17 protein-coding genes are annotated in these 20,256 nt (G+C 71.9%); 7 read left to right on the top strand and 10 right to left on the bottom strand.

From position 1 onward, the window contains the following. Positions 1-179 precede the first annotated feature (179 nt). From GUY59_RS32860 to GUY59_RS32880, 5 genes are all read right to left on the bottom strand, one after another. Complete coding sequence (locus GUY59_RS32860; RefSeq protein WP_138204619.1) at positions 180-1,682, bottom strand: CotH kinase family protein; 1,503 nt, start codon at positions 1,680-1,682, stop codon at positions 180-182. Positions 1,683-1,684: 2 nt separating this feature from the next. Further along, a complete protein-coding gene (locus tag GUY59_RS32865) occupies positions 1,685-2,362 on the bottom strand; it encodes a DUF4956 domain-containing protein (protein WP_132335867.1) in 678 nt (225 codons plus the stop codon). A 3-nt stretch (positions 2,363-2,365) separates the two neighbouring features. Then, a complete protein-coding gene (locus GUY59_RS32870) occupies positions 2,366-3,259 on the bottom strand; it encodes a polyphosphate polymerase domain-containing protein (protein WP_138204621.1) in 894 nt (297 codons plus the stop codon). 100 nt (positions 3,260-3,359) lie between these two features. Continuing rightward, positions 3,360-4,892, bottom strand: coding sequence for a sensor histidine kinase (locus GUY59_RS49205; RefSeq protein ID WP_138204623.1), 1,533 nt, complete (start codon positions 4,890-4,892; stop codon positions 3,360-3,362). Next, positions 4,889-5,623 carry a response regulator transcription factor gene (locus GUY59_RS32880; RefSeq protein WP_138204625.1) on the bottom strand — a complete coding sequence of 245 codons (735 nt, stop codon included), beginning with the start codon at positions 5,621-5,623 and terminating at the stop codon, positions 4,889-4,891. Before GUY59_RS32880 ends, GUY59_RS49205 begins: the two co-directional genes overlap by 4 nt. 124 nt (positions 5,624-5,747) lie before the next feature. On the opposite strand from GUY59_RS32880, the gene GUY59_RS32885 reads away from it, so the two are divergent. Beyond that, on the top strand, positions 5,748-6,545 hold the full coding sequence (locus GUY59_RS32885) for a phosphotransferase (RefSeq protein WP_138204627.1): 798 nt from the start codon (positions 5,748-5,750) through the stop codon (positions 6,543-6,545). Here GUY59_RS32885 and GUY59_RS32890 read toward each other — a convergent pair. The 3 genes from GUY59_RS32890 to GUY59_RS32900 all read right to left on the bottom strand — a co-directional run bounded on the left by GUY59_RS32890 (position 6,514) and on the right by GUY59_RS32900 (position 9,623). Next, positions 6,514-7,413, bottom strand: coding sequence for a carbohydrate ABC transporter permease (locus GUY59_RS32890; RefSeq protein ID WP_138204629.1), 900 nt, complete (start codon positions 7,411-7,413; stop codon positions 6,514-6,516). The two genes, GUY59_RS32885 and GUY59_RS32890, sit on opposite strands and share 32 nt — an antisense overlap. Positions 7,414-7,416: 3 nt before the next feature. Then, positions 7,417-8,262: a carbohydrate ABC transporter permease gene (locus tag GUY59_RS32895; protein WP_138204657.1), complete on the bottom strand. Its 846-nt coding sequence runs from the start codon at positions 8,260-8,262 to the stop codon at positions 7,417-7,419. A gap of 62 nt (positions 8,263-8,324) precedes the next feature. After that, the gene (locus GUY59_RS32900) at positions 8,325-9,623 is read right to left on the bottom strand and encodes an extracellular solute-binding protein (protein WP_138204631.1); all 1,299 of its coding nucleotides are present in this window, start codon (positions 9,621-9,623) and stop codon (positions 8,325-8,327) included. A gap of 406 nt (positions 9,624-10,029) precedes the next feature. Between GUY59_RS32900 and GUY59_RS32905 the strand changes: the two genes are divergently transcribed. Both GUY59_RS32905 and GUY59_RS32910 read left to right on the top strand, forming a co-directional pair. Next, the gene (locus GUY59_RS32905; protein ID WP_138204634.1) at positions 10,030-12,465 is read left to right on the top strand and encodes a glycoside hydrolase family 3 N-terminal domain-containing protein; all 2,436 of its coding nucleotides are present in this window, start codon (positions 10,030-10,032) and stop codon (positions 12,463-12,465) included. Then, positions 12,449-13,468, top strand: coding sequence for a LacI family DNA-binding transcriptional regulator (locus GUY59_RS32910; protein WP_138204636.1), 1,020 nt, complete (start codon positions 12,449-12,451; stop codon positions 13,466-13,468). Before GUY59_RS32905 ends, GUY59_RS32910 begins: the two co-directional genes overlap by 17 nt. A gap of 41 nt (positions 13,469-13,509) precedes the next feature. Here the strand turns inward: GUY59_RS32910 and GUY59_RS32915 are convergent, their stop codons facing one another. Beyond that, positions 13,510-14,454 carry an AraC family transcriptional regulator gene (locus tag GUY59_RS32915; protein ID WP_138204638.1) on the bottom strand — a complete coding sequence of 315 codons (945 nt, stop codon included), beginning with the start codon at positions 14,452-14,454 and terminating at the stop codon, positions 13,510-13,512. Positions 14,455-14,535: 81 nt separating this feature from the next. Between GUY59_RS32915 and GUY59_RS32920 the strand changes: the two genes are divergently transcribed. Together GUY59_RS32920 and GUY59_RS32925 are read left to right on the top strand one after the other, a co-directional pair. Further along, a complete protein-coding gene (locus GUY59_RS32920) occupies positions 14,536-15,378 on the top strand; it encodes an NmrA family NAD(P)-binding protein (RefSeq protein WP_138204640.1) in 843 nt (280 codons plus the stop codon). Positions 15,379-15,466: 88 nt separating this feature from the next. After that, on the top strand, positions 15,467-16,540 hold the full coding sequence (locus GUY59_RS32925) for an FAD-dependent oxidoreductase (RefSeq protein WP_201761630.1): 1,074 nt from the start codon (positions 15,467-15,469) through the stop codon (positions 16,538-16,540). Positions 16,541-16,725: 185 nt separating this feature from the next. Here GUY59_RS32925 and GUY59_RS32930 read toward each other — a convergent pair whose 3' ends face one another. Beyond that, positions 16,726-17,364, bottom strand: coding sequence for a GNAT family N-acetyltransferase (locus tag GUY59_RS32930; RefSeq protein ID WP_252375109.1), 639 nt, complete (start codon positions 17,362-17,364; stop codon positions 16,726-16,728). A 135-nt stretch (positions 17,365-17,499) separates the two neighbouring features. On the opposite strand from GUY59_RS32930, the gene GUY59_RS32935 reads away from it, so the two are divergent. Next, positions 17,500-18,885, top strand: coding sequence for a serine/threonine-protein kinase (locus GUY59_RS32935; protein WP_138204644.1), 1,386 nt, complete (start codon positions 17,500-17,502; stop codon positions 18,883-18,885). Positions 18,886-18,905: 20 nt separating this feature from the next. Then, complete coding sequence (locus GUY59_RS32940) at positions 18,906-20,255, top strand: hypothetical protein (protein WP_138204646.1); 1,350 nt, start codon at positions 18,906-18,908, stop codon at positions 20,253-20,255. The last annotated feature ends 1 nt before the right edge of the window (position 20,256 follow it).

The following is a 20,256-nucleotide window of genomic DNA, read 5'->3' on the forward strand; positions in this document are numbered from 1 at the left end:
CGCTCACCCCCACCCCTTCGCCCAGCCCCACGCCGTCCGCGTCGGTGCGGGCCGGTGCGCGGCGTCCCCTCCCGCTGCCGGGCCGCCGCGGCAACCCCCTGGGCGGTGTCCTGCTCACCGTCGTGCTGGTGACCGCCATCACCTCGACGACGGCCGTGGCGTTCCGCTCCCGCCGCTGATCAGCCCGCGAGCGACTCGGCGCGGGTCTCCAGCGTGGCGCGCAGGCCGGCCGCCTCCTCGGCCGCCTTGGCCCGGTCGGCGCCCGCATTCAGTCCGTACGCCTTGAGCGCCTGGTCCAGCAGGGCTGTGGCGGTGCCGCCGGCCAGCAGGTCGCGGGTGAGGGCCGCGTGCTCCCGCTCGTAGAGCTCCTGGAAACCGGCGTCCTTGAGGAACCTCTCCTTCAGCGCGTGGCCGCCGCGCGGCCCGCCGGCACCCCGCGTGTCCGGCGGGCGGCCTTGCTGTTCTGGCCGCTCGCCCGCCCCCGGCCGGGCGGCGCGGTCGCCGGGGCGCCTCATGCCGACGACGTCGTGGGGGCCGGTTGTGGCGTCCCCTCTCAGCGCGAGGTTCATGTCCCAGCTGATCACCCTGAACCGCTCCGTGCCCAGGTCGTACCAGAGGTAGTAGTTGTTGCCGGGGCCCGCCATGTCGTCGTGGTTCAGCAGGATGTTCTGCAGGGCCGCGTAGCGGGCGAACGACACGACGTCCAGCCGCTCGGCCAGCCCTGACGCGAACTCCTCGTCCGAGGCCTGCTCCACCCACCTGACCAGGTCGATGACCGGTTGCAGGTCGCGCCGGCCCACCTGGTTGACCTGCTTGAAGTCGTCGGCGTACGCGGTCTGGTCCTCGCCCTGGTAGGTGAAGCTCCCCGAGGCGAGCGACTTGTAGAGCACGCCGTCGCCGAGCCGCTCGGCGTACCCCTCGTCCAGATACTCGACGAGGAGGCGGGGAGCCGAGCGCCGGCCGTTGACGGAGAAGGAGGTGTAGGCCGACCGCTGGGAGGGCTCGCCGGCCGCGTCGACCAGGGCGATCGCCACGGCCTCGTTGAGCACGGCCGCCGACCCCATGGCGGGACGCACGGCCAGCTGGGAGTGGCCCTGGTAGCGGCGGCCCTCGACGAACTCGTCGAAGCTGATCAGCCACGGCAGGTTCTCCGGCTCCTCGGCCTTCAACGCCGCGTCGCGCCCGCCACGCCGGCGTCCGTCCTGCGGCGGCTTGACACCCTCGGGGGGCTCGCCGCCGGGCGGGCGGAAACCCTCCGGCGGGTTCCCGCGGCCGGACGTGGCGCGGGGCCGGGTCTGCCCCTTCCACGTCAGCCCGTGCAGGGTCGAGTTGCCCTTGAGCCGGATGCCCACGCTCGGGATCATGGTCCCGTCGATGGTCAGGTCGGCCTCGACGTACTTCTTGTCGCCGTCTTTGAAGTACTCCGCCAGCATGTCCTGGTAGCTCTCGTCCCGGAAGGTGAGCGCGACGTCGTGCAGCGCGGCGGCGTCGAACAGTTCCTTGGACCCGGCGAGGTCCCGGACCGCGACGCCGGCCGAGGCGGTCCGCACGCTGGTGACGTACGGGCGGACGGTGCCGCTGCCGAGGACGCCGTAACAGGCGGCCAGGAACGCCACGCACGCCGCCACGAGCCTCCAGTGGTGCCGGAGCCTGACGGGGATGCGGTGTCTGAGGCGGGCCACGGCTACAGGTCGCTCTGGTCGTAGCCGGTGAGTACGGTGACCGACTGGCCGTGGTTGCGCTCCCGCAGCCCGGCGATGAGGTCGGCGGGCTCACTGCCCTTCTTGATCCGGACGGTGTACATCAGTTCGGTCAGCGCGCCCGCCCTGATCGACTCCATGCTGACCAGCTCGAACTCGTCGGTGTGCCGGACGAGAACGTCCTGGACGGCGTGCGTGTAGTCCTCGTCCGACGGCACCTGCACCTTGACGACCTGGCGGCGCACGTTCAGCTGGAACCAGTTGAACCTGTTCATGATCATGATGATCAGTGAGATCGCCACGGCGGCCACCACGGCCAGCAGGTAGAAGCGGGTGCCGACGGCCATGCCGACCCCCATCACCAGGAAGATGAACCCGACGTCCCTGGTCTCCTTGATGGCGTTGCGGAACCGTACCACCGACAGGGCGCCCACCAGGGCGAAGGCGCGGGCGATGTTCGAGCCGACGACCAGCATGATCAGCGAGATCAGCATGCCGAGGATCACGAGCGTCTGGACGTAGGACTGGCTGTAGGAGACGTTGCGGTGCGTCGCCCGGTACACCCAGCCGATCATGGCGCTGAGCACGAACGACAGCGACATCGCGATCGCGATGTCGGCCACGCTGAACGTGCCGGACAGGTCCTGGAAGGAGAAGTCCATGGGTCATGCCTCCACGCGGGCGGTCAGGGCCGACGAGAGTCCGGGGTCCAGGTCGTGGCCGGGGATGTGGAAGATCGAGCGTGGCGCGAGCCCGTGCGCCTCCACGCTCTGGCAGTACTTCGAGAGCCGCACCACCTGCAGGTTCCGCTCGGCGGTCAGGTCGGTGAGCCAGGAGGGGACGCGCTCGTTCGCCTTGACCTCCATGATCGCTTTCCCGGGCGGGACGATGAACCGGTTCGCGGCGTTCGCGCCCAGGTGGAAGTCCCGGTCGCGGCCGCGTACGCGCTGGTCGAAGGTGACCCGCAGGCCCACGTCCGCGCCCCGCCCGACGTAGGCGTGCCGCTGGTAGCCGGTCATCGCGGTGGCGCGCAGGTCGAGCCGGCTGACCAGGTCGAGCACCTCCTCCACGAAGCCCCGCTCGGACGGCTCGTGTCCCACCTGCTCCCGCCCGTCACACAGGCGCAGGGCCTCCCGGTACGGCAGGCGCACCCGGCGCTTCTGCGTGACCCGGTTGACCCGCTGCTTGATCTCGACATGGACCGGGGTCTCGCCGGTCACTGCGAAACGGTCGCCGTAATGGCGGATGCGCAGCTTCCTGCGGAACCTGAGGCCCTCGATCTTCTCCCAGTAGAAGCGCAGCCGGCGGGTGTCGTAATAGACGCTCCAGACGCCGTAGCCTCCGTCGCCGCTGTGGTGGTCGCGGTCGAGCACGGCGTCCATCTCGTCGCGCAACTCGCGGGCGACGGCGGCATCGACGAGATACTTGATCTCGTACCTGTTGAAGGCGTGCAGCTTGCTGGGGGCGCGCAGCGCGTGTCCGGCCTCGCCGGGGGCAACGGCTGCCGGGACCTCGGGCCGGCGTACGGGGACGGGGCGCCTGCGGAATCTTCGCAGCATGTCTCTCCCTTCGTGTCAGCCCATAGGGGACAGCAACAACCTGGGAATAGTGTGTGAACCCCGTCGCACCGGGCGGTGAACACGCGTGCCGTGGCCCGCGTCAGACGCCCTCCGGCCCCTGGACCGGCAGGATGACGCGGAAGGTGGTGCCGTCGCCGCTGCGGGCCTCGATGCGGCCGCCGTGCGCCTCGACCAGCGCAGCCGCGATGGCCAGCCCCAGGCCGGTGCCGCCGCTGTCGCGGGAGCGGGCGGCGTCGGCCCGGTAGAAGCGGTCGAAGACGTGCGGCAGATGTTCCGCCGCGATGCCCGGCCCGGCGTCGCGCACCTCGATGACCGCCGCCGCCCCGCTCACCCGGGCCCCGGCCCACGCGCCCGCGTCCGACGTCCCGCTCCGGGCTTCCGCGCCCGCGCCCGCCTCCGTGCCTGCGCCCATCGTCCCGCTCCCGGCCCACGGGGCCGCGTTCGTGGTGCCGCTTCCGGTCTCGCCGACGGTCACCCGGACCGCCGTGCCCGCCGGGGTGTGGGCCACGGCGTTGCCGACCAGGTTGGCGACCACCTGGTGCAGGCGGTGCTCGTCGCCCGTCACCCGTACCGGCCGCTCGTCCAGGACCAGCTCGATCGGCCGTCCCGGTGCGCGGGCCCGCGCACCGTGCACCACGTCGCCCACGACGACGTGCAGGTCGACCTCCGTCAGGTCGAGCGCCCGTTCCTGGTCCAGCCGTGCCAGCAGCAGCAGGTCCTCCACCAGCACGCCCATCCGCTCGGCCTCACCCTCGATGCGGCTCAGGATGCGGGCCACGGCGGGATCCGGCTCGCGGTCACCGTGCCGGTACAGCTCGGCGAAGCCCCGGATGGACGTCAGCGGCGTGCGCAGCTCGTGCGAGGCGTCGGCGAGGAAGTGGCGCAGCCGCTGCTCCGAGCGTTCGCGCTGGCGCAGGGCCTCGCCGAGACGCCCGAGCATGATGTTGAGCGCGTGCCCCAGCCGCCCGGTCTCCGTGCGCGGGTCGCTGTCGGCTACCCGCCGGTCGAGTTCGCCGCCCGCGATCGCGGTGGCGGTGCGTTCCATCCGGGTCAGCGGGCGCAGTCCGAGCCGTACGACGGCCAGCGCCACCGCGCCCAGGAGCACCAGCACCAGCGCGCCCGCCGCCACCTCGATGACCAGCAGCTCCCGCACGGTGCTCCTGGCCGCCTCCAGCGACATCGACACCACCGCGCGGTTGCCGTCGGGGAGGGCTACCACGAGCGCGCGCCAGTCGGTGCCCCCCGACCTGCCGGGCACGGTGAAAGGGCGCGGCGGGAGGGCGGCGATGGTGGCCGCGGGGACGTCCGGTCCGTCGTCGGGGCGAGGGCCCGCGCGGACGGACGCTCCCGACGGCAGGTAAAAGTCCACCCGGTACTGGCTGGGCAGCTCCACCTCGCCCCTGCGCGGCGGCCGCACGAGAGGGGGCGGCGGCCGTCCCCTGCCCAGCGTCGCCGCGAAGGCGGTGAGCTGCGTGTCCACCCGGGACAGCAGCGAGCGGTCGAGCAGGATCACCCCCGCCGTCGCGAACACCGCCAGCGCCGCCGCCGACAACCCGAGCAGGGCGGCCAGCAGCCGGTGGCGCAGCGGCCAGGCCCGCGCGATCGGCCTCATCGGCCGCGGTCCAGCAGGCTCTGGTCGCGCAGCGAGTAGCCGACGCCGCGCAACGTGTGGATCAGCGGCGGGCCCACCACGTCGATCTTGCGGCGCAGGTAGCTGATGTAGGACTCCACGATCCGGCTGTCGGTGCCGAAACCGTGGTCCCACACCCGGTCGAGGATCTGCGGCTTGCTGACGACCCGCTCCGCGTTGATCATCAGGTAGCGCAGCAGGGCGAACTCCGTCGGCGACAGGTGCACGTGCCGCCCGGCCCGCCGTACGACATGGGTCTCCTCGTCCAGCTCCAGGTCGGCGTAGCGGAGCAGCCCGTCGTCGTGCGCCTGCTCGCGAGGACTCGTACGGCGCAGAATGGCGCGGATGCGCAGCACCACCTCCTCCAGGCTGAACGGCTTGGTGACGTAGTCGTCGCCGCCCGCCGTCAGCCCTGCGATCCGGTCGGCCACCGTGTCGCGCGCCGTCAGGAACAACACCGGCGGCCCGCCGCCGTCCGGACGCAGCCTCTGGGCCACCGCGAACCCGTTGAGATCGGGCAGCATCACGTCCAGCACGATCAGGTCGGGACGCTCCTCCCCGACGCGCACCAGCGCCTGCGTGCCCGAGGCGGCCGTACGCACGGCGAAGCCGTTCAACTCCAGGGCGTCCTGGAGCAGTTCACGGATGTTGGGCTCGTCGTCGACCACCAGGACCACGGGGTCGCCGGCGGGGCGGGGGCTCGGTGCGTCCATGCGGGCTGTTGTATCCCCTCTGCCTGGGAGTTGTGTGTGAGCAGCGTAGGCCGGATATTCGCGTGCCCGGTATGCGCGCCGCGTGCCACACTGGGCGCCGGGCCGGTGGTGATCAGGGGGTGCGGTGGCCGACGAAGAGGTGCTGGCAGGAGGCGGCGTCAACCACGTGGTCAGGGTCGGCGACACCGTGCGCAGGCCGGCCGGCCCCTGGACGCCGGCCGTGCACGCCCTGCTCGGCCATCTGGCGGCCCGCAGGTTCGCCGGGGCGCCGAGAAGCCACGGTATCGACGAGCAGGGCCGCGAGATCCTCGATTTCGTGCCGGGCCCGACGGCCGACTATCCGCTGCCCGGCTGGGCGCGGTCCGACGACGCGCTGGTCGCCGCCGGTGAGCTGCTGCGCCGCTACCACGACGCCACCGCGGATTTCGAGGCTCCTCCCGGCGCCGAGTGGTATTTCCCGGCGGTGAGCCCGGCCGAGGTGATCTGCCACGGCGACGTGGCCACGTACAACTGCGTGTTCCGCGAGGGGCTGCCGGTCGCGTTCATCGACTTCGACACCGCCCACCCGGGCCCGCGCGTCTGGGACGTGGCGTACGCCGCCTACCGGTTCGTGCCGCTGACCGACCCCCGGCACGCCGACGGCCGCCCGGTCGGGGAGCAGGCCCGGCGGCTCGGCCTGTTCGCCGGCGCGTACGGGCTGGGCGAGGAGGACCGCGCCGCGCTCGTCGAGACGGCGCGGGCCCGGCTGGAGCATCTGGTCCGCCACATGCACGAGCGGGCGGCCGCGGGCGACGAGGCCTTCGCCGGCCACGTCGCCCGCGGCGACGACGTCTACTACGAGTGCGACCTCGCCCACCTGACGCGGCACGAGGCGGTGCTGCGGCGTGGCCTCACTTGCCGAAGCCCACGGTCAGGCCGCTGAGCAGCTGGCGGCGGCCCACGATGTAGAGGATCAGGATGGGCAGCGTGGTGAGCACCACCGACGCGAGCACCGCCGGCACGTTGACACTGTACTGCCCCTGGAACGACCAGAGCGCCAGCGGCAGCGTGCGCTTGTCGGGGCTCTGCGTGAGGACCAGCGGCAGCAGGAACCCGTTCCAGATCGTCAGCGCGTTGTAGACCGTCACCGTCACCACGGCCGGCCGCGTCAGCGGGAACGCCAGCCGCCAGAGCATCGCCGTCTCGGTCGCGCCGTCGAGGCGCATCGAGTCGAACAGCTCCTTGGGCACGTCGCGGATGAAGTTCGACAACACCAGCACCGACAGGGGGATCGCGAACGCGATCGACGGCAGGATCATCCCCAGCAGCGAGTCGTAGAGGTGCAGCCGGATGATGATCAGGTAGACGGGGATGATCGTGGCCTGCAGCGGGATGGCCAGCCCCATGAGGAAGAGCGAGTTCGACAACCGCAGGAACCGGCTCCGCTTGCCGGTCCGGATGATCGCGTACGACGCCATGAAGGAGATGAGCACCGCGGGAATGACCGCGCCCAGCGTGACGACGACGCTGTTGACGAAGTACAGCGGGAAGTCCGACTCGATGACCATCACATAGTTGGCCAGCGTCGGCTCGCCGGGCGGCACGAGCGGGTTCTCGGCGTAATACCTGCTCTGCGACTTGAAGCTGGTGATGACGATCCAGTAGATCGGCACGATCACGACCGCCAGCCAGATCCAGGAGGCCAGGCCCGCCAGCCAGTTGGGCCGGCCCCTGGGCCGGTTGCGGCGCCGGTGCCGCGGCTGGGGCCCGCCCTCCATGACCTCGGGCTTCGTGGTGAGCGTGGACGCCATGGTCTAGGCCCCTTCGAGCTGGCTGTGGCTCGTGTCGCGGCCGCCGAGCCGGCGCAGCACCAGCGCCAGCACGAGCCCCACGAGCACGAGGATGACCGCGATCACACTGGCCAGGCCCATCTGGCTGGCCTGCCACCCGCGCACGTACATGTCCAGGGCGAGCACCCTCGTGGCGTCTCCCGGCCCGCCCGCGGTCAGCACGAAGATCAGGTCGAAGAAGGTCAGCGACCCGACGACCATGAGCGTCGAGGACGTGATGATCGTGTACTTCAGCTGCGGCAGGGTGATGCTGAAGAACCTGCGCACCCGGCCGGCGCCGTCGAGCTCGGCGGCCTCGTACATCGAGCGCGGGATCTGGCGTACGCCGCCCTGGTAGATCAGGGAGTGGAACGGGATGAACTGCCAGGACACCACGAAGATCACCACGCCGAACGCGAGGTACGGATCCCCGAGCCAGTCCTGCACTAGCAGCGGGATCTGCAGCCCTGCGCCGAGCCCGAAGTTCGGGTCGAGCAGCGCCTTGTAGGCGATGGCGATGGCCGCGGAGCTGAGCAGCAGCGGGATGAAGTACACCACGGACAGGATCGCGCGGTAGCGGTGGTGGTTGGCGAGGAACGTGCCGAGCAGGATGCTGGCCGGCGTCTGCACCGCCCAGGACAGGGCCATCACGAGGAACGTCACCCACAGCGCGTGCGGCAGCCCAGGGTCGGCGAGCACGGTCGTCCAGCTGTCGACGCCCGCGAAGTGGATGTCGCCAAGTCCGTCCCACGCGGTGAAGCTGAGCACGAGAACGCCGAGCAACGGGACCAGCCCGAACCCGGTGAAGAACACCAGCGCGGGCACGGCCATCCACGCGAGCGAGCCGCCACGGCCCCTTCGCTTGGGGGCCGTGGCGGAGGTCGCGAGCGCGCTCACTTGCCGATGACCGCGTTCATGTTGGTGGCGAACTCCTTGGGGGAGATCGAAAGCTGGAACAACTTGGCGATGTTGTCCAGCAGCACCTCGGCGGCCGTCGGGCTGAGCGCCTGGTCCCACGACTGCGCGAACGTCTTGGCGTTGACGGCGATGTTGTAGACGAAGTTGAGGAACTCGGCGTCGTCGGAGGAGGCGAACTCCTTGTCGGCGCCCTTGACGATCGGCACCGCGCCGGTCGCGACCCACTCCTTGACCGCCTGGTCGCCCATCAGCTCGGTGGCGAAGAACTTCTTGGCGATCTCCTTCTGCTCGGGTGTCGCCTTGGAGGAGATCGACATGTACTGGCCGGGGTTGCCGACGGTGTTGCTCGGGTCGCCCTTGCCGCCGTCGATCGGCGGGAAGTTGATGTAGCCGAGGTTGCCGCCGGAGACGAAGTCGCCGCCGTCCTGCTTCATGCTGCCGTACGTCCAGCCGCCGTGCAGCATCATCGCGGCCTTACCGGTGTAGAGCAGCGCCTGGTCGGCGTTCGAGTCGGCGGTGATCGAGGAGAAGCCCTTGATGAACCCGTCGGCCTTGATCAGCTCCTGCATCTTGCCCAGGGCGTCGATGGCGACCGGGTTGCTCCAGGCGTCCTTCTCCGCGTCGAACACGGCCTGGAACACCTCCGGGCCGCCCAGGCGGTCGAAGAGGAACTCCAGCCACATCATGTTGGTCCAGCGCGACTGACCGCCGAGCGCGAACGGCGCGATGCCCTTGGCGTTGAACTTCGGCACCAGGTCCATGATGTCGCCCCACGTCTGGGGCGGCTGCGCGCCGATCTTGTCGAAGGCCCGCTTGTCGTAGTAGAGGACGATCGGCTGCATCGTCTCGCAGGGCATCGCGTAGATCTTGTCGTCGATCGTGGCGGCGCCGAAGGAGGAGGGGAACAGCCTGTCCTTGAGCGCGGCGTTTTCGTCGAACCACGAGGTGAGGTCGTCGACCTGGCCCGCCTGGACGTAGCTGCGCAGCGTGCCGCCGCCCCAGCCCCAGATCAGCGTGGGCGCCTGGCCGGCGCCGATGGCCGTCTTGATCTTGGTCTTGAACGCGTCGTTCTGGAAGGTCGTCCCCGCGATCTGGCCGTTGGGGTTCGCCTTGTTGAACCGTTCGACGGTTCTGGTGCGCACGCCCTCCTGCGGCTGCGTCGACAGGTACCAATAAGTGGCGCCGCCGCCACCGCCACCACCACTGGGGGTGCCGGGCCTGGTCGGGCCCGAGCTGCCACAGGCGGCAAGCGCGGCTCCCAGGGGCAGGCCCATGGAGAGGCTGAGGAAAGTGCGGCGAGACGTTGTCCTTGGCTCCACGGGGATCTCCGTACTCGAACGTCGCGGTGTCTGGCCGCGGCTCGTTGGTCATCGGATGCGGTGGCCGGCGGTCGTGGATCAGCGTCCTGCGGACGCCACTGCTCCACTCCTCCTTGAGTCAGCTCTCCGAAACATTTTCGACATGACCGCGGGTTTCGCCAATCTAGATTTCGGCCAAAGGTGTGTCAAGACCCGTCACGGAGCGAACAGATTACGGTCCGGCCAAGGCACGTGTACAGTACTTTGGCGCGGGCTATCGCTGGTCCACCGGCCTTCGGAAATCCGCGCCAAGACCGTCGGCGATCGTCGAAATATTTCGAAAGGTCTCCGACACAAACGCACTTCTTGAGGAGAGCAGCAGATGACGGCTCTAGATCGGACCCCTGAGGCGGACCGGGCCCTCCGTCCGTGGCAGGACCCGGCGCTCCCCGTCGCCGACCGAGTCGACGCCCTCCTCGCGGAGCTGACCCTGGAGGAGAAGATCGGCCAGCTCGGCAGCCGGTGGATCGGCAACGACATGCCGGAGCCCGACGAGCCCGAGCCCGGCGCCGAGTCCCTGAACGTCGCGCCCATGCAGGACGTCTTCGCCGCCTCCGGCGCCGTCCCGCTGGAGGAGGCCGTCCGCCACGGGCTCGGCCATCTGACCCGCGTCCACGGCAGCGCCCCCGTCACCACGGCCGAGGGCGCCGCCGAGGTGGTCCGGCTGCAGCGGGCCGTCGTCGAAAGCTCCAGGCTCGGCATCCCCGCGATCGTCCACGAGGAATGCCTGACCGGCTTCACCAGCTACGGTGCGACCGTCTACCCCGCGGCCATCGCCTGGGCGGCCACCTTCGACCCCGGCCTGGTCGAGCGGATGGCCGCGGCCATCGGGCGCGACATGGCCGCGCTGGGCGTGCACCAGGGCCTGTCACCGGTGCTCGACGTCGTGCGCGACTACCGGTGGGGGCGGGTCGAGGAGACGATGGGGGAGGACCCGTACCTCGTCGCGATGCTCGGCACCGCCTACGTCCGCGGTCTCCAGAGCGCCGGCGTCATCGCCACGCTCAAACACTTCGCCGGCTACTCCGCCTCGCGGGCGGCCCGCAACCACGGCCCCGTGCCGATGGGCCGCCGCGAGCTGATGGACGTGATCCTGCCGCCGTTCGAGACGGCCATCACGCTCGGCGGCGCCCGCTCGGTGATGAACTCCTACTCCGACGTCGACGGCGTGCCCGCCGGAGCCGACTCCTGGCTGCTGACCGAGCTGCTGCGCGACGAGTGGGGGTTCACCGGCACCGTCGTCTCCGACTACTGGGCGGTCCCGTTCCTGGCCACCATGCACGAGGTGGCCGCCGACACGGGCGAGGCCGGCGTGCAGGCCCTCACCGCCGGCATCGACGTCGAGCTGCCCGACACGCTCGGCTTCGGCCAGCACCTGGCCGAGCGGGTCAGGAGCGGCGAGCTCCCCGAGCCGGTCATCGACCGGGCCGCCCGCCGCCTGCTCACCCAGAAGGCGGAGCTCGGCCTGCTCGACCACGACTGGACCCCCGAACGTTCGGTCGCCGCGGCCGAGGGCGTCGACCTCGACTCGCCCGGCAACCGCGCCCTGGCCAGGGAGCTGGCCGAGCGTTCGATCGTCCTGCTGGACGGCGGGGACGTCCTGCCGCTGCTCGGCGAGGGCCGTGAGGGCCCGCGCAGCGTCGCCGTCGTCGGCCCCGCCGCGCACGACCCGCGTACGTTCATGGGCTGCTACGCCTTCCCCAACCACGTCCTGCCCCGCCATCCCGGCCTCGGGCTCGGCATCGAGGCCCCCACCGTGCTCGACGCGCTGCGCGAGGAGCTGCCCGGCGCCGAGATCCGCCACGAGCCCGGGTGCGACGTGCGCGGCGACGACCGCTCTGGCTTCGCCGCCGCGGTGGCCGCCGCGCGAGCGTCCGACCTGTGTGTCGCCGTCGTGGGCGACCTGGCCGGGCTGTTCGGCCACGGCACGTCGGGCGAGGGCTGCGACGCCGACGACCTGCGGCTGCCCGGCGTGCAGGCCGACCTGCTGGCCGCACTGGCCGCCGCCGGCACGCCTCTCGTCGTGGTCGTGGTCTCGGGCCGCCCGTACGCGCTGGGCGAGGTGCACGCCGCAGCCGCCGCGCTCGTCCAGGCGTTCATGCCCGGTGAGGAGGGCGCGGCGGCGATCGCCGGCGTCCTGTCAGGACGGATCCAGCCCGTGGGACGGCTGCCCGTGCAGATCCCGCGGGGGCACGGTGGACAGCCGGGCACCTACCTGCAGCCGCCGCTGGGCGCCAACAGCGAGGGCATCAGCAACCTCGACCCGACCCCGCTCTTCCCCTTCGGCCACGGCGCCTCCTACACCGGCTTCGAGGTCGGCGACCTCGTGATCAGCGACATCGAGGTGCCCACCGACGGCGAGTTCACGGTGTCGGTGAACATCCGCAACACCGGCGGCCGGGCCGGCGAGGAGGTCGTCCAGCTCTACCTGCGCGACGTCGTCGCCCAGGTGACCAGACCGGTGCGACAGCTGGCCGGGTTCGCGCGCGTGCGGCTGGAGCCGGGGGAGAGCACCGGCGTGCGCTTCCACGTGCACGCCGACCGCACCGCCTTCACCGGCCGCGACCTGCGCAGGATCGTCGAGCCGGGCGACATCGAGGTGCTCGTCGGCACCTCGGCCGCCGACCTGCCGTGCCGCGGCGTCGTACGCCTGACCGGGCCGCTGCGCCACCCCGGCCCCGGCCGGCGGCTCGTGACACCCGTTGACGTCGGCACCGGCGGCGCCGGGCAAGGGGGTGGAGATGCCGGCCAGTCCTAGGCGGGCGACGCTCGCGACCGTCGCCGCCTCGGCGGGCGTGTCGGTCGCCACCGTGTCGAAAGTGCTCAACGGGCGCAGCGACGTCGCCCCCGCCACCCGCTCGCTGGTGGAGGCGCTGCTGCGGCAGCACGACTACGTCGCCCCCACTCCGCGCCGGGCCGACGTGACCGGGCTGGGCAGCGTCGAGCTGCAGTTCGACGCCGACCTCAACGCCTACTCGACCGAGATCATCCAGGGAGCCGTGGCCGCCGCCGCGGAGGCCGGCGTCGGAGTCGTGGTCAGCATCCGGCGTGCCGACCGCACCGCCGCCTGGGCCCGCGGCCTGGTCGCCGCCGGCCGCCGGGCGCTGATCGCGGTCACCAGCGAGCTGACCACCGGCCAGCTCGCCGCGCTGGCCAAGGCCCGGCTGCCGCTGGTCCTCATCGACCCGCTCAACCTGCCGCGCACCCGCGTGACCAGCATCGGATCGACGAACTTCGCCGGCGGCCTGGCCGCCACCCAGCACCTCCTCTCGCTCGGCCACCGGCGCATCGCCTACGTCGGAGGCCCCGCCGCCGCGGCCTGCAACCAGGCCCGGCTGCACGGCTACCGCGCCGCCATGGAGGCCGAAGGCGCACCCGTGCTGCCCGGCTACCTCCAGGCCGGGCACTTCCGCTACCACGACGGTGTGACGGGCGGCGCGGCCGTGCTCGACCTCCCGCGCGCCCCGACGGCGATCTTCGCGGCCAGCGACGAGACCGCGCTCGGCATCATGGAGGCCGCCCGGGCGCGCGGCCTGCGCATCCCCGAAGACCTCAGCATCGTGGGGTTCGACGACACCCAGATCGCCCAGATGGCCTCACCGCCGCTCACCACCGTCCGCCAGCCGCTGCGCGAGATGGGCGGGGTGGCCCTCCGTACGGCGCTGCGCCTGGCCGCGGGAGAGAAGATCGACTCCCACCACGTCGAACTCGCCACCGGCCTCGTGGTCCGGGGCTCCACGGCCCGCGTCGCGCCCGCCTGAAGGCCACGGCCGGCCCGGCGGCGAGCGTGGTCAGCCTCCATTCACGGTTCCCGGCTGCGCCGGTACTGCTGAGGGCTGCTCCCGCGTTCCCGTTTGAACGCGGTGCTCAGTGCGGAGGCGCTCGCGTAGCCGACATGGCGGGCCACTGCGGCGATAGTGGTGTCCGGTTCGTGGAGCAGGTCTGCGGCGGTGTCCAGCCGCCAGCCGGTGAGATAGGCCATCGGTGGCTCGCCGACCAGGTCGGTGAACCGGCGAGCCAGACCTGCGCGGGAGACACCGGCTCTGGCTGCCAGCGCGGCCACGGTCCACGGGTGGGCGGGGTCCTTGTGGAGGAGCCGGAGCGTAGGGCCGATCACGGGATCGGCGAGCGCGCGGTACCAGGCCGGGGCCTCGGCCTCGGGGCGCGCGAACCATGTCCGGAGAGTCGTGACAAGCAGAAGATCCAGTAGTCGGTCCAGGACGACCTGCTGGCCGGCTTCCTCCTTGGTGACTTCTTCCGTGAGCATGCCGATCAGCGGGGAGGAGGGCTGGGCGTCGTGCGGGACGACGATAAGGGGCTGAAGCGTGCTAAGAAGCCGGTGACTGATCTCGCCGCTCATCTGGTACTTGCCGATCAGCATCACAGCCGCCCCGCAGGGGTCGCCGGTGCCCCACGTGCGCGGGCCGAGGTCGACGACCTCGCTCAGGTGCTCGCCGGTGGGGGTGGTGCGCCGCGGGCCGGGCTGGATGACGACCTGAACGGGCGTCGAGGGCTCGTCGGCGAAGGTGTACGGGGCCGGTCCGCGCATGATCGCGATGTCCCCGGGAAGCAGGCGCACCGCGTCGCCGTCGTCGGGGATCACCCAGGCCGTGCCGCGTGCGAGGGCCACGACACTCAGTGGTGCCTGGTCCTGGACCCGCACCGACCAGGGAGGGCTCAGGACGGAACGCAGGATGAAGGCGCTGCGGGCTCTCGGACCGACCAGGAGACCTGACAGTGCGTCCATGGGTGCCAGATTAGACGTTCAAGCACGCAATTGAGTGGATTGATTATTCACTGTCTGATCCTGGTGGCGTGTACTGGCTGCATGGCGCAAACACAACACGGAAGGACGCTGGTTCTCGCGGGGACGGGTAAGACCGGACGTCGCGTGGTGGCCAGGCTGGTGTCGCGGGATCTGCCGGTGAGGATCGGCTCCCGCAGCGGTACACCGCCTTTCGACTGGCATGACCCGACCACCTGGGAGCGCGCCCTGTACGGTGTGCGGTCGGTGTACGTGGCCTACCACCCGGACGCCGGCTTCCCCGGGGCCGCGCAGGCCGTCGGTGCGTTCTCCGACCTCGCGGTGCGTTGCGGCGTGCGGCGGCTGGTACTGCTGGCGGACCGCGGTGCACCTGAAGCGGAGCGCTGCGAGCAGGAGGTGCGCTCCTGCGGCGCGGAATGGACCGTCGTGCGCACCGGCTTCATCTCCCAGAACTTCAGCGAGGACGTCTTGACCGACGCGATCAGGGCAGGGGTGGTGGCCCTGCCGGCAGGCGACGTGGCCGAGCCGTTCACGGACGCCCGAGACATCGCCGACGTCGCGGCAGCGGCACTGGTCGAAGATGGCCACACCGGCGAGACCTACGAAGTGACAGGACCACGACTTCTGACATTCACCGACGCGGTCGCCGAGATCGCACGGCGGACGGGGCGCACGATCCGTTACGTGCCCGTCAGTAAGCAGCAGTTCGCCACCACCTTGACCGAACACGGAACACCGGAACGTTTCGCCCAACCGCTGGCAGATCTCATGGCCGAGGTCTTCGACGGCCGCAGGGCCCACCTCGCCGACGGCGTCCACCGCGCCCTCGGACGGGGGCCCAGGGACTTCACCGACTACGTCCACGACGCCGCCCGCACCGGGGTCTGGACGGATCGCGGGGATTGAGCGGCAACCAGGCGTCGCCGTCCGACGCTGCGAACGGCAGGCCGCACCAGGTCTATCCCCATCGGGAAGATCGTGGGCGTGGAAATGGTTGCCTCTGTTCGTGGAGGAGAGCGAGGTCGTGGTGATCGGCGCCGGGCAGGCGGGGCTGTCCAGCGCGTACTTTCTGCGCCGGCTCGGTTTCGAGCCGGTCGTGCTGGACGCGGCGGAAGGGCCTGGGGGCGCGTGGCGGCACCGCTCGCCCACGCTGACCATGGACAAGGTGCACGGCATCTTCGACCTGCCCGGCCTGCGGCGCCCCCCGGACCACGCGGGCCGGCGGCCGGCCGCCGAAATCGTGCCCGGCTACTACGCGGACTACGAGCGCGAGCAGGGGCTGGAGGTGCTGCGGTCGGTCAGGGTCGCCTCCGTACGCCGCGGTCACGGTGACCGGCTCGTGGTCTCGGGCGACGCGGGGGAGTGGGCGGCCAGGGCCGTGGTCAACGCGACCGGCACGTGGACGCGGCCTTACTGGCCGTACTATCCGGGAGCCGCCGCCTTCCGCGGCCGGGCGCTCCACTACGTGAGCTACCGCGGGCCCGGGGAGTTCGCCGGCCGGCACGTCGCCGTCGTGGGCGGCGGCGCCTCGGCGATGCACGTGCTGTCGGAGACGGCCGGGGTCGCCGCCACGACGGCGTGGTTCACCCGCCGCCCGCCCCTCTTCAGGGACGACTTCGACGAGGACGCCAGGCGGGAGGTCGTGGCCATGGTCGAGGAACGCGTACGCGCCGGCCTGCCGCCGCAGAGCGTCGTCGGCGTCACCGGCCTGCCCTACACCCCGGTCGTGCGTGAGGCGCTCGCCAAGGGGGCGCTCGACCGGCTGCCGATGTTCGACCGCATCACCGAGCACGGTGTCGCCTGGGACGACGGGCGTACCCTCGAGGCCGACACCATCATCTGGGCCACCGGCTTCCGCTCGGCCCTCGACCACCTCGCGTCCCTGCGGCTCAGGGAGCAGGGCGGGGGCATCATGGTGGACGGGACGCAGGTGGTCAAGGAACCCGCGCTCCAACTCGTCGGCTACGGCCCGTCCGCCAGCACGATCGGCGCCAACCGCGCCGGCCGCACGGCCGCCCGCAACGTCCGCCAGCACCTCGCCGGCACCCGGGCCCGCCCCGCCGCCTGATGGGCGCTACCGGGTTCGTCGTCCGGGCAGACTCGGTGTCCGGTGGCCGGTGGCCGCCGGTGGGTGAACACTCGCGCCGCTCGTTCCCGCCCGGTCCGTGCGTTCCGGCGTCGTACGCGCGTCCTCGCCTGGCCCGCGCGGCTCCACGCCGGCGTCCGGACGCCCGTCCGGACGCCTACGGCGCGTTACCGTTCGGCGATGCCGAAGGCCGTCCAGCCTCGGGCAGGGAAGCCCGCCGCCTGCGCGACGGCCGCCGACGCGTCGTTGCCGAAGGCGTGCAGGTACGTCGGCACCGCCCCTTCGTCCAGCACCCGCCGGGCCGCCTGCGCCACGAGCCGTCTGGCCAGCCCGCGTCCGCGCGCCGCCGGGGCCGTCACCACCGACAGCTCGTGCCCGTACGCGTCGTGCCGTTTGATCCCCACCCCCGCCAGGTGCTCGCCCGTGCCGGGGTCGGTGGCCACCAGGACCTCCCCGTCGAAGGGGTGCAACCATGCGGGCACGCCCGGGGCGGTTGCGGGCAGCCACCGCCCGGCGTCCTCCAGCGACGACGGGCGGGTGCTCCACCGGAAGACGGCTTCGAACCAGCCGCGTTCGGCGTACCCGACGATTTTGGGCACCTCCGCCATCGTGCGTGCGGCGGCCACGTGCTCCACATGCTCGGGCGGCACCGACAGGACTCCGCGCTCCGGGGTGCGTACGCCGAGCGCCGGGTAGATCTGGCCGTCCCAGCCGGGCAGGGTGCGCCGGGCCGAGCCGGTGACCTGGAGTTCTTCCGTGGGCGGCCAGACGCCGAGCCACTCGCGCAGATGATCGTCGATCGCCACAAAACTACTATATGGAGGAAGAAACATATCGATTGCAGCAGGGGGCCGGTCGCTAGGGCGAAGAGGGTCGACACACGGTGTTACGGGGGGTTAGCGTCCTGACATAAGGATCTTTTTCGGGTCAGGAGGTCCCCTATGGAAGTTCCCGGCTACACCGAGATCCGGGAACTCGGACACGGCGGGACCGGGCGGGTCATGCTCGCCGTCCGCGACTCCGACGGGCTGGCCGTCGCGATCAAGCACCTGTCCGGCCCGCTGCGCGAGGACGCCGAGTTCGCCGGCAGGTTCAGGGCAGAGGCGCAGGTCATCCAGGAGATCGACAGCCCGCACACCGCCCGCGTGCTGGACTACGTCGAGGCCGGCGACGACGCCGTCATCGTGATGGAACTGGTCGACGGCATCACGCTCCGGCGGCTGCTGGAGCACGAGGGCGCGACCGGAGCGGAGTCGGCGCTCGTGGTGCTGAAGGGAGCGCTGCTCGGCCTGGCCGCGGCTCACGAGCGCGGCGTGGTGCACCGGGACTTCAAACCCGAGAACGTCATGATTACCGAGGAGGGCGAGAGCAAGCTCGTCGACTTCGGCGTGGCCGCGTACGTCGGCGAGACCGCCGACCTCGTCGGCACCCCTTCCTACATGGCGCCCGAGCAGTGGCAGGAGGCCCCGGCAGGCCCGGCGACCGACGTGTACGCCGCGACGCTGGTGTTCTTCGAGTGCCTGACCGGCCACCGCCCTTTCCTGGGCGACACCGTGGCCGCGCTGGCCTACCAGCACCAGCACGTCCCGCCGCCGGTCGAGGAGGTCGACGAGCCGCTGCGGCCCATCGTCGAGCACGGCCTGGCCAAGGACCCCGGGGCCAGGCCGGAGTCGGCGCGGGCGTTCCTGGCCGAACTGGAGGGCGTCGCGCTGGCCTCGTACGGGGAGGACTGGGAGCGGCGGGGACGGGCCGGCCTCGGCCTGCTGACCGTGCCGCTCACCGCGCTGCTGCCCAGGCCCCAGCCGGTGGCCGACGGAGGCTCCACGAGCCTGTTCCACACCACGATGGCGCCCGCGACGAAGTTCGCGGTGACGGGCGGCCTGGTGCTGGTGACGGCGGCCGCGGTGGTGTCGGCGTTCGTGGTCTTGAGCGACCCGCCCGACACGAGGAGCGGCACCGCCCTCCCGCCGCCCGCGACGGCGTCCGCGGCCACGACACCGACGGCGGCATCCCCGACGTCCGCCGCGCCCACCTTCACCGTGCCGACGAACCGGCCGACCGAGCCCACGCAGCCGCCCGCCTCCGACGGGCCGGGAGGCGAGCAGTCGCCGGGGGCCGGGACACCGACGCGCGGCGAACCGGGCACCGACCGGCCCACCAATGAGCAGCCCACCGGCGAGCAGCCCACCGATGCGGGGCCCAGGCCGGACGCCGCGGGCCGGTCGCAGGCCGTGTTGTTCGCCGCCGGGCTCGTGACGACGGGCACGCTTCCGGTCACACTTGCGGTGAAGCGCCGCAAGGCGAGGCGCCACAGAGGGAAGCGCTAGACCCGCGGGGGGCAACGGCGATGGACAACCCTGCGAACGCCCCGGGCAACGGAATCGCCGGCTTCCGGCTCACCCAGCACACCTGGATGACCGAGCTCGGCAACTGGATCGACGCCATCTCCCCCGACGGCCGCAGGGCCGGGGCGCTGCTGTTCGATCCCAAGATCATCATGCTGCCAGGCGTCCGCGACCGCGTGGTCCAGTCGGTGATGACGGACCGGCGGCTCGTGCTCGCCGGCCTGACAGGGCTGATCCCGGTGGCCGACGTCGTGGCCACCGGCGACCAGGTGTGGCTGCTCACCGCGCAGGCGGTCAGCCCCACCGTGGCCGACCTGCTCGCCGCGGGGCCGGTCACCGCCGACGGCGCGGCGGCCGTACTCGTGGAGACCGCGCAGACGCTGCTCGCGCTGCACGCGTCCGGGGTGACGCACGGCTCCGTGCATCCGCGCACGGTGGTGATCACGGCGGAGGGCGCCGCGCTGCTGTCGGAGCGCGGCCTGTCCGACACCGTCCGCGGCCAGGTCTCACCGCCCGAGCGGGACACGACCGGCTGGGCGTCCCTGGCGCGCGCGCTGGCCGGCTCCTGCGAGCAGAGCACGCCGCAGGCGGCCGGGTTGTTCACCCGCGCCGCCGCCTCGGCCACCGCCCTCGGCCTCTCCGCCGCCAGGGACACCCTGCTCAACGAGCGCACGGCGCTGCCGGGCGGCACGATCAGCAGGGACGCGCTGGCCAGGGCGGCCCGGGACAGGTCGGCGTTCGCCCAGCCGCCCGCGTACGCGCAGGCGCCGGTCGTGCCGCACGACGAGGGCGACATCGTCACGCTGCTGCACGTTCCGGGCCGTACCCCTGGGCCTGTGCAGTTCGGGCCCGGAGTCGGTACGGAGCCGCAGCGCCCGCAGACCACGGCTCAGCGGATCTGGCGGGACGGGCGCGGCGAACCCGCCGCGCGGGCGGGCAAGGCCTCGCGGGCACGGCGGCGGCGTACGATCCTGTCCACCGCGGTGTTCGCGGCCGTCATGGCGGGGGCGATCCTGGCCTGGTACAAACTGGGCGAGGGCCCCGACCTGGCGGTCGTGTCGATCGGCGTCACGGCGCCGAAGAAGACCCAGGGCTGCGACAGCTCCGTCCTGATCACCGGCAGGGTGGTCACCAACGGGGCGCCCGGGGAGATCGCCTACGAATGGCGTAAGAGCCTGGACGATGAGGTCGTCAAGGGGACGCTGCTCACCGAGGCCGATCGCACGTCGTACACACTGCCGCTGCGCTGGAATCTGCAGGGCAGGAGCACCGTCAAGGCCACGGCGACGCTGCGCGTGCTCACGCCGGGCCCGGTGCGTACGGACAAGGCGAGCTTCACCTACCGGTGCTGAG

Origin of the sequence: Nonomuraea sp. K271, assembly GCF_009908215.1 — a bacterium.
Lineage (GTDB): Bacteria > Actinomycetota > Actinomycetes > Streptosporangiales > Streptosporangiaceae > Nonomuraea > Nonomuraea longispora.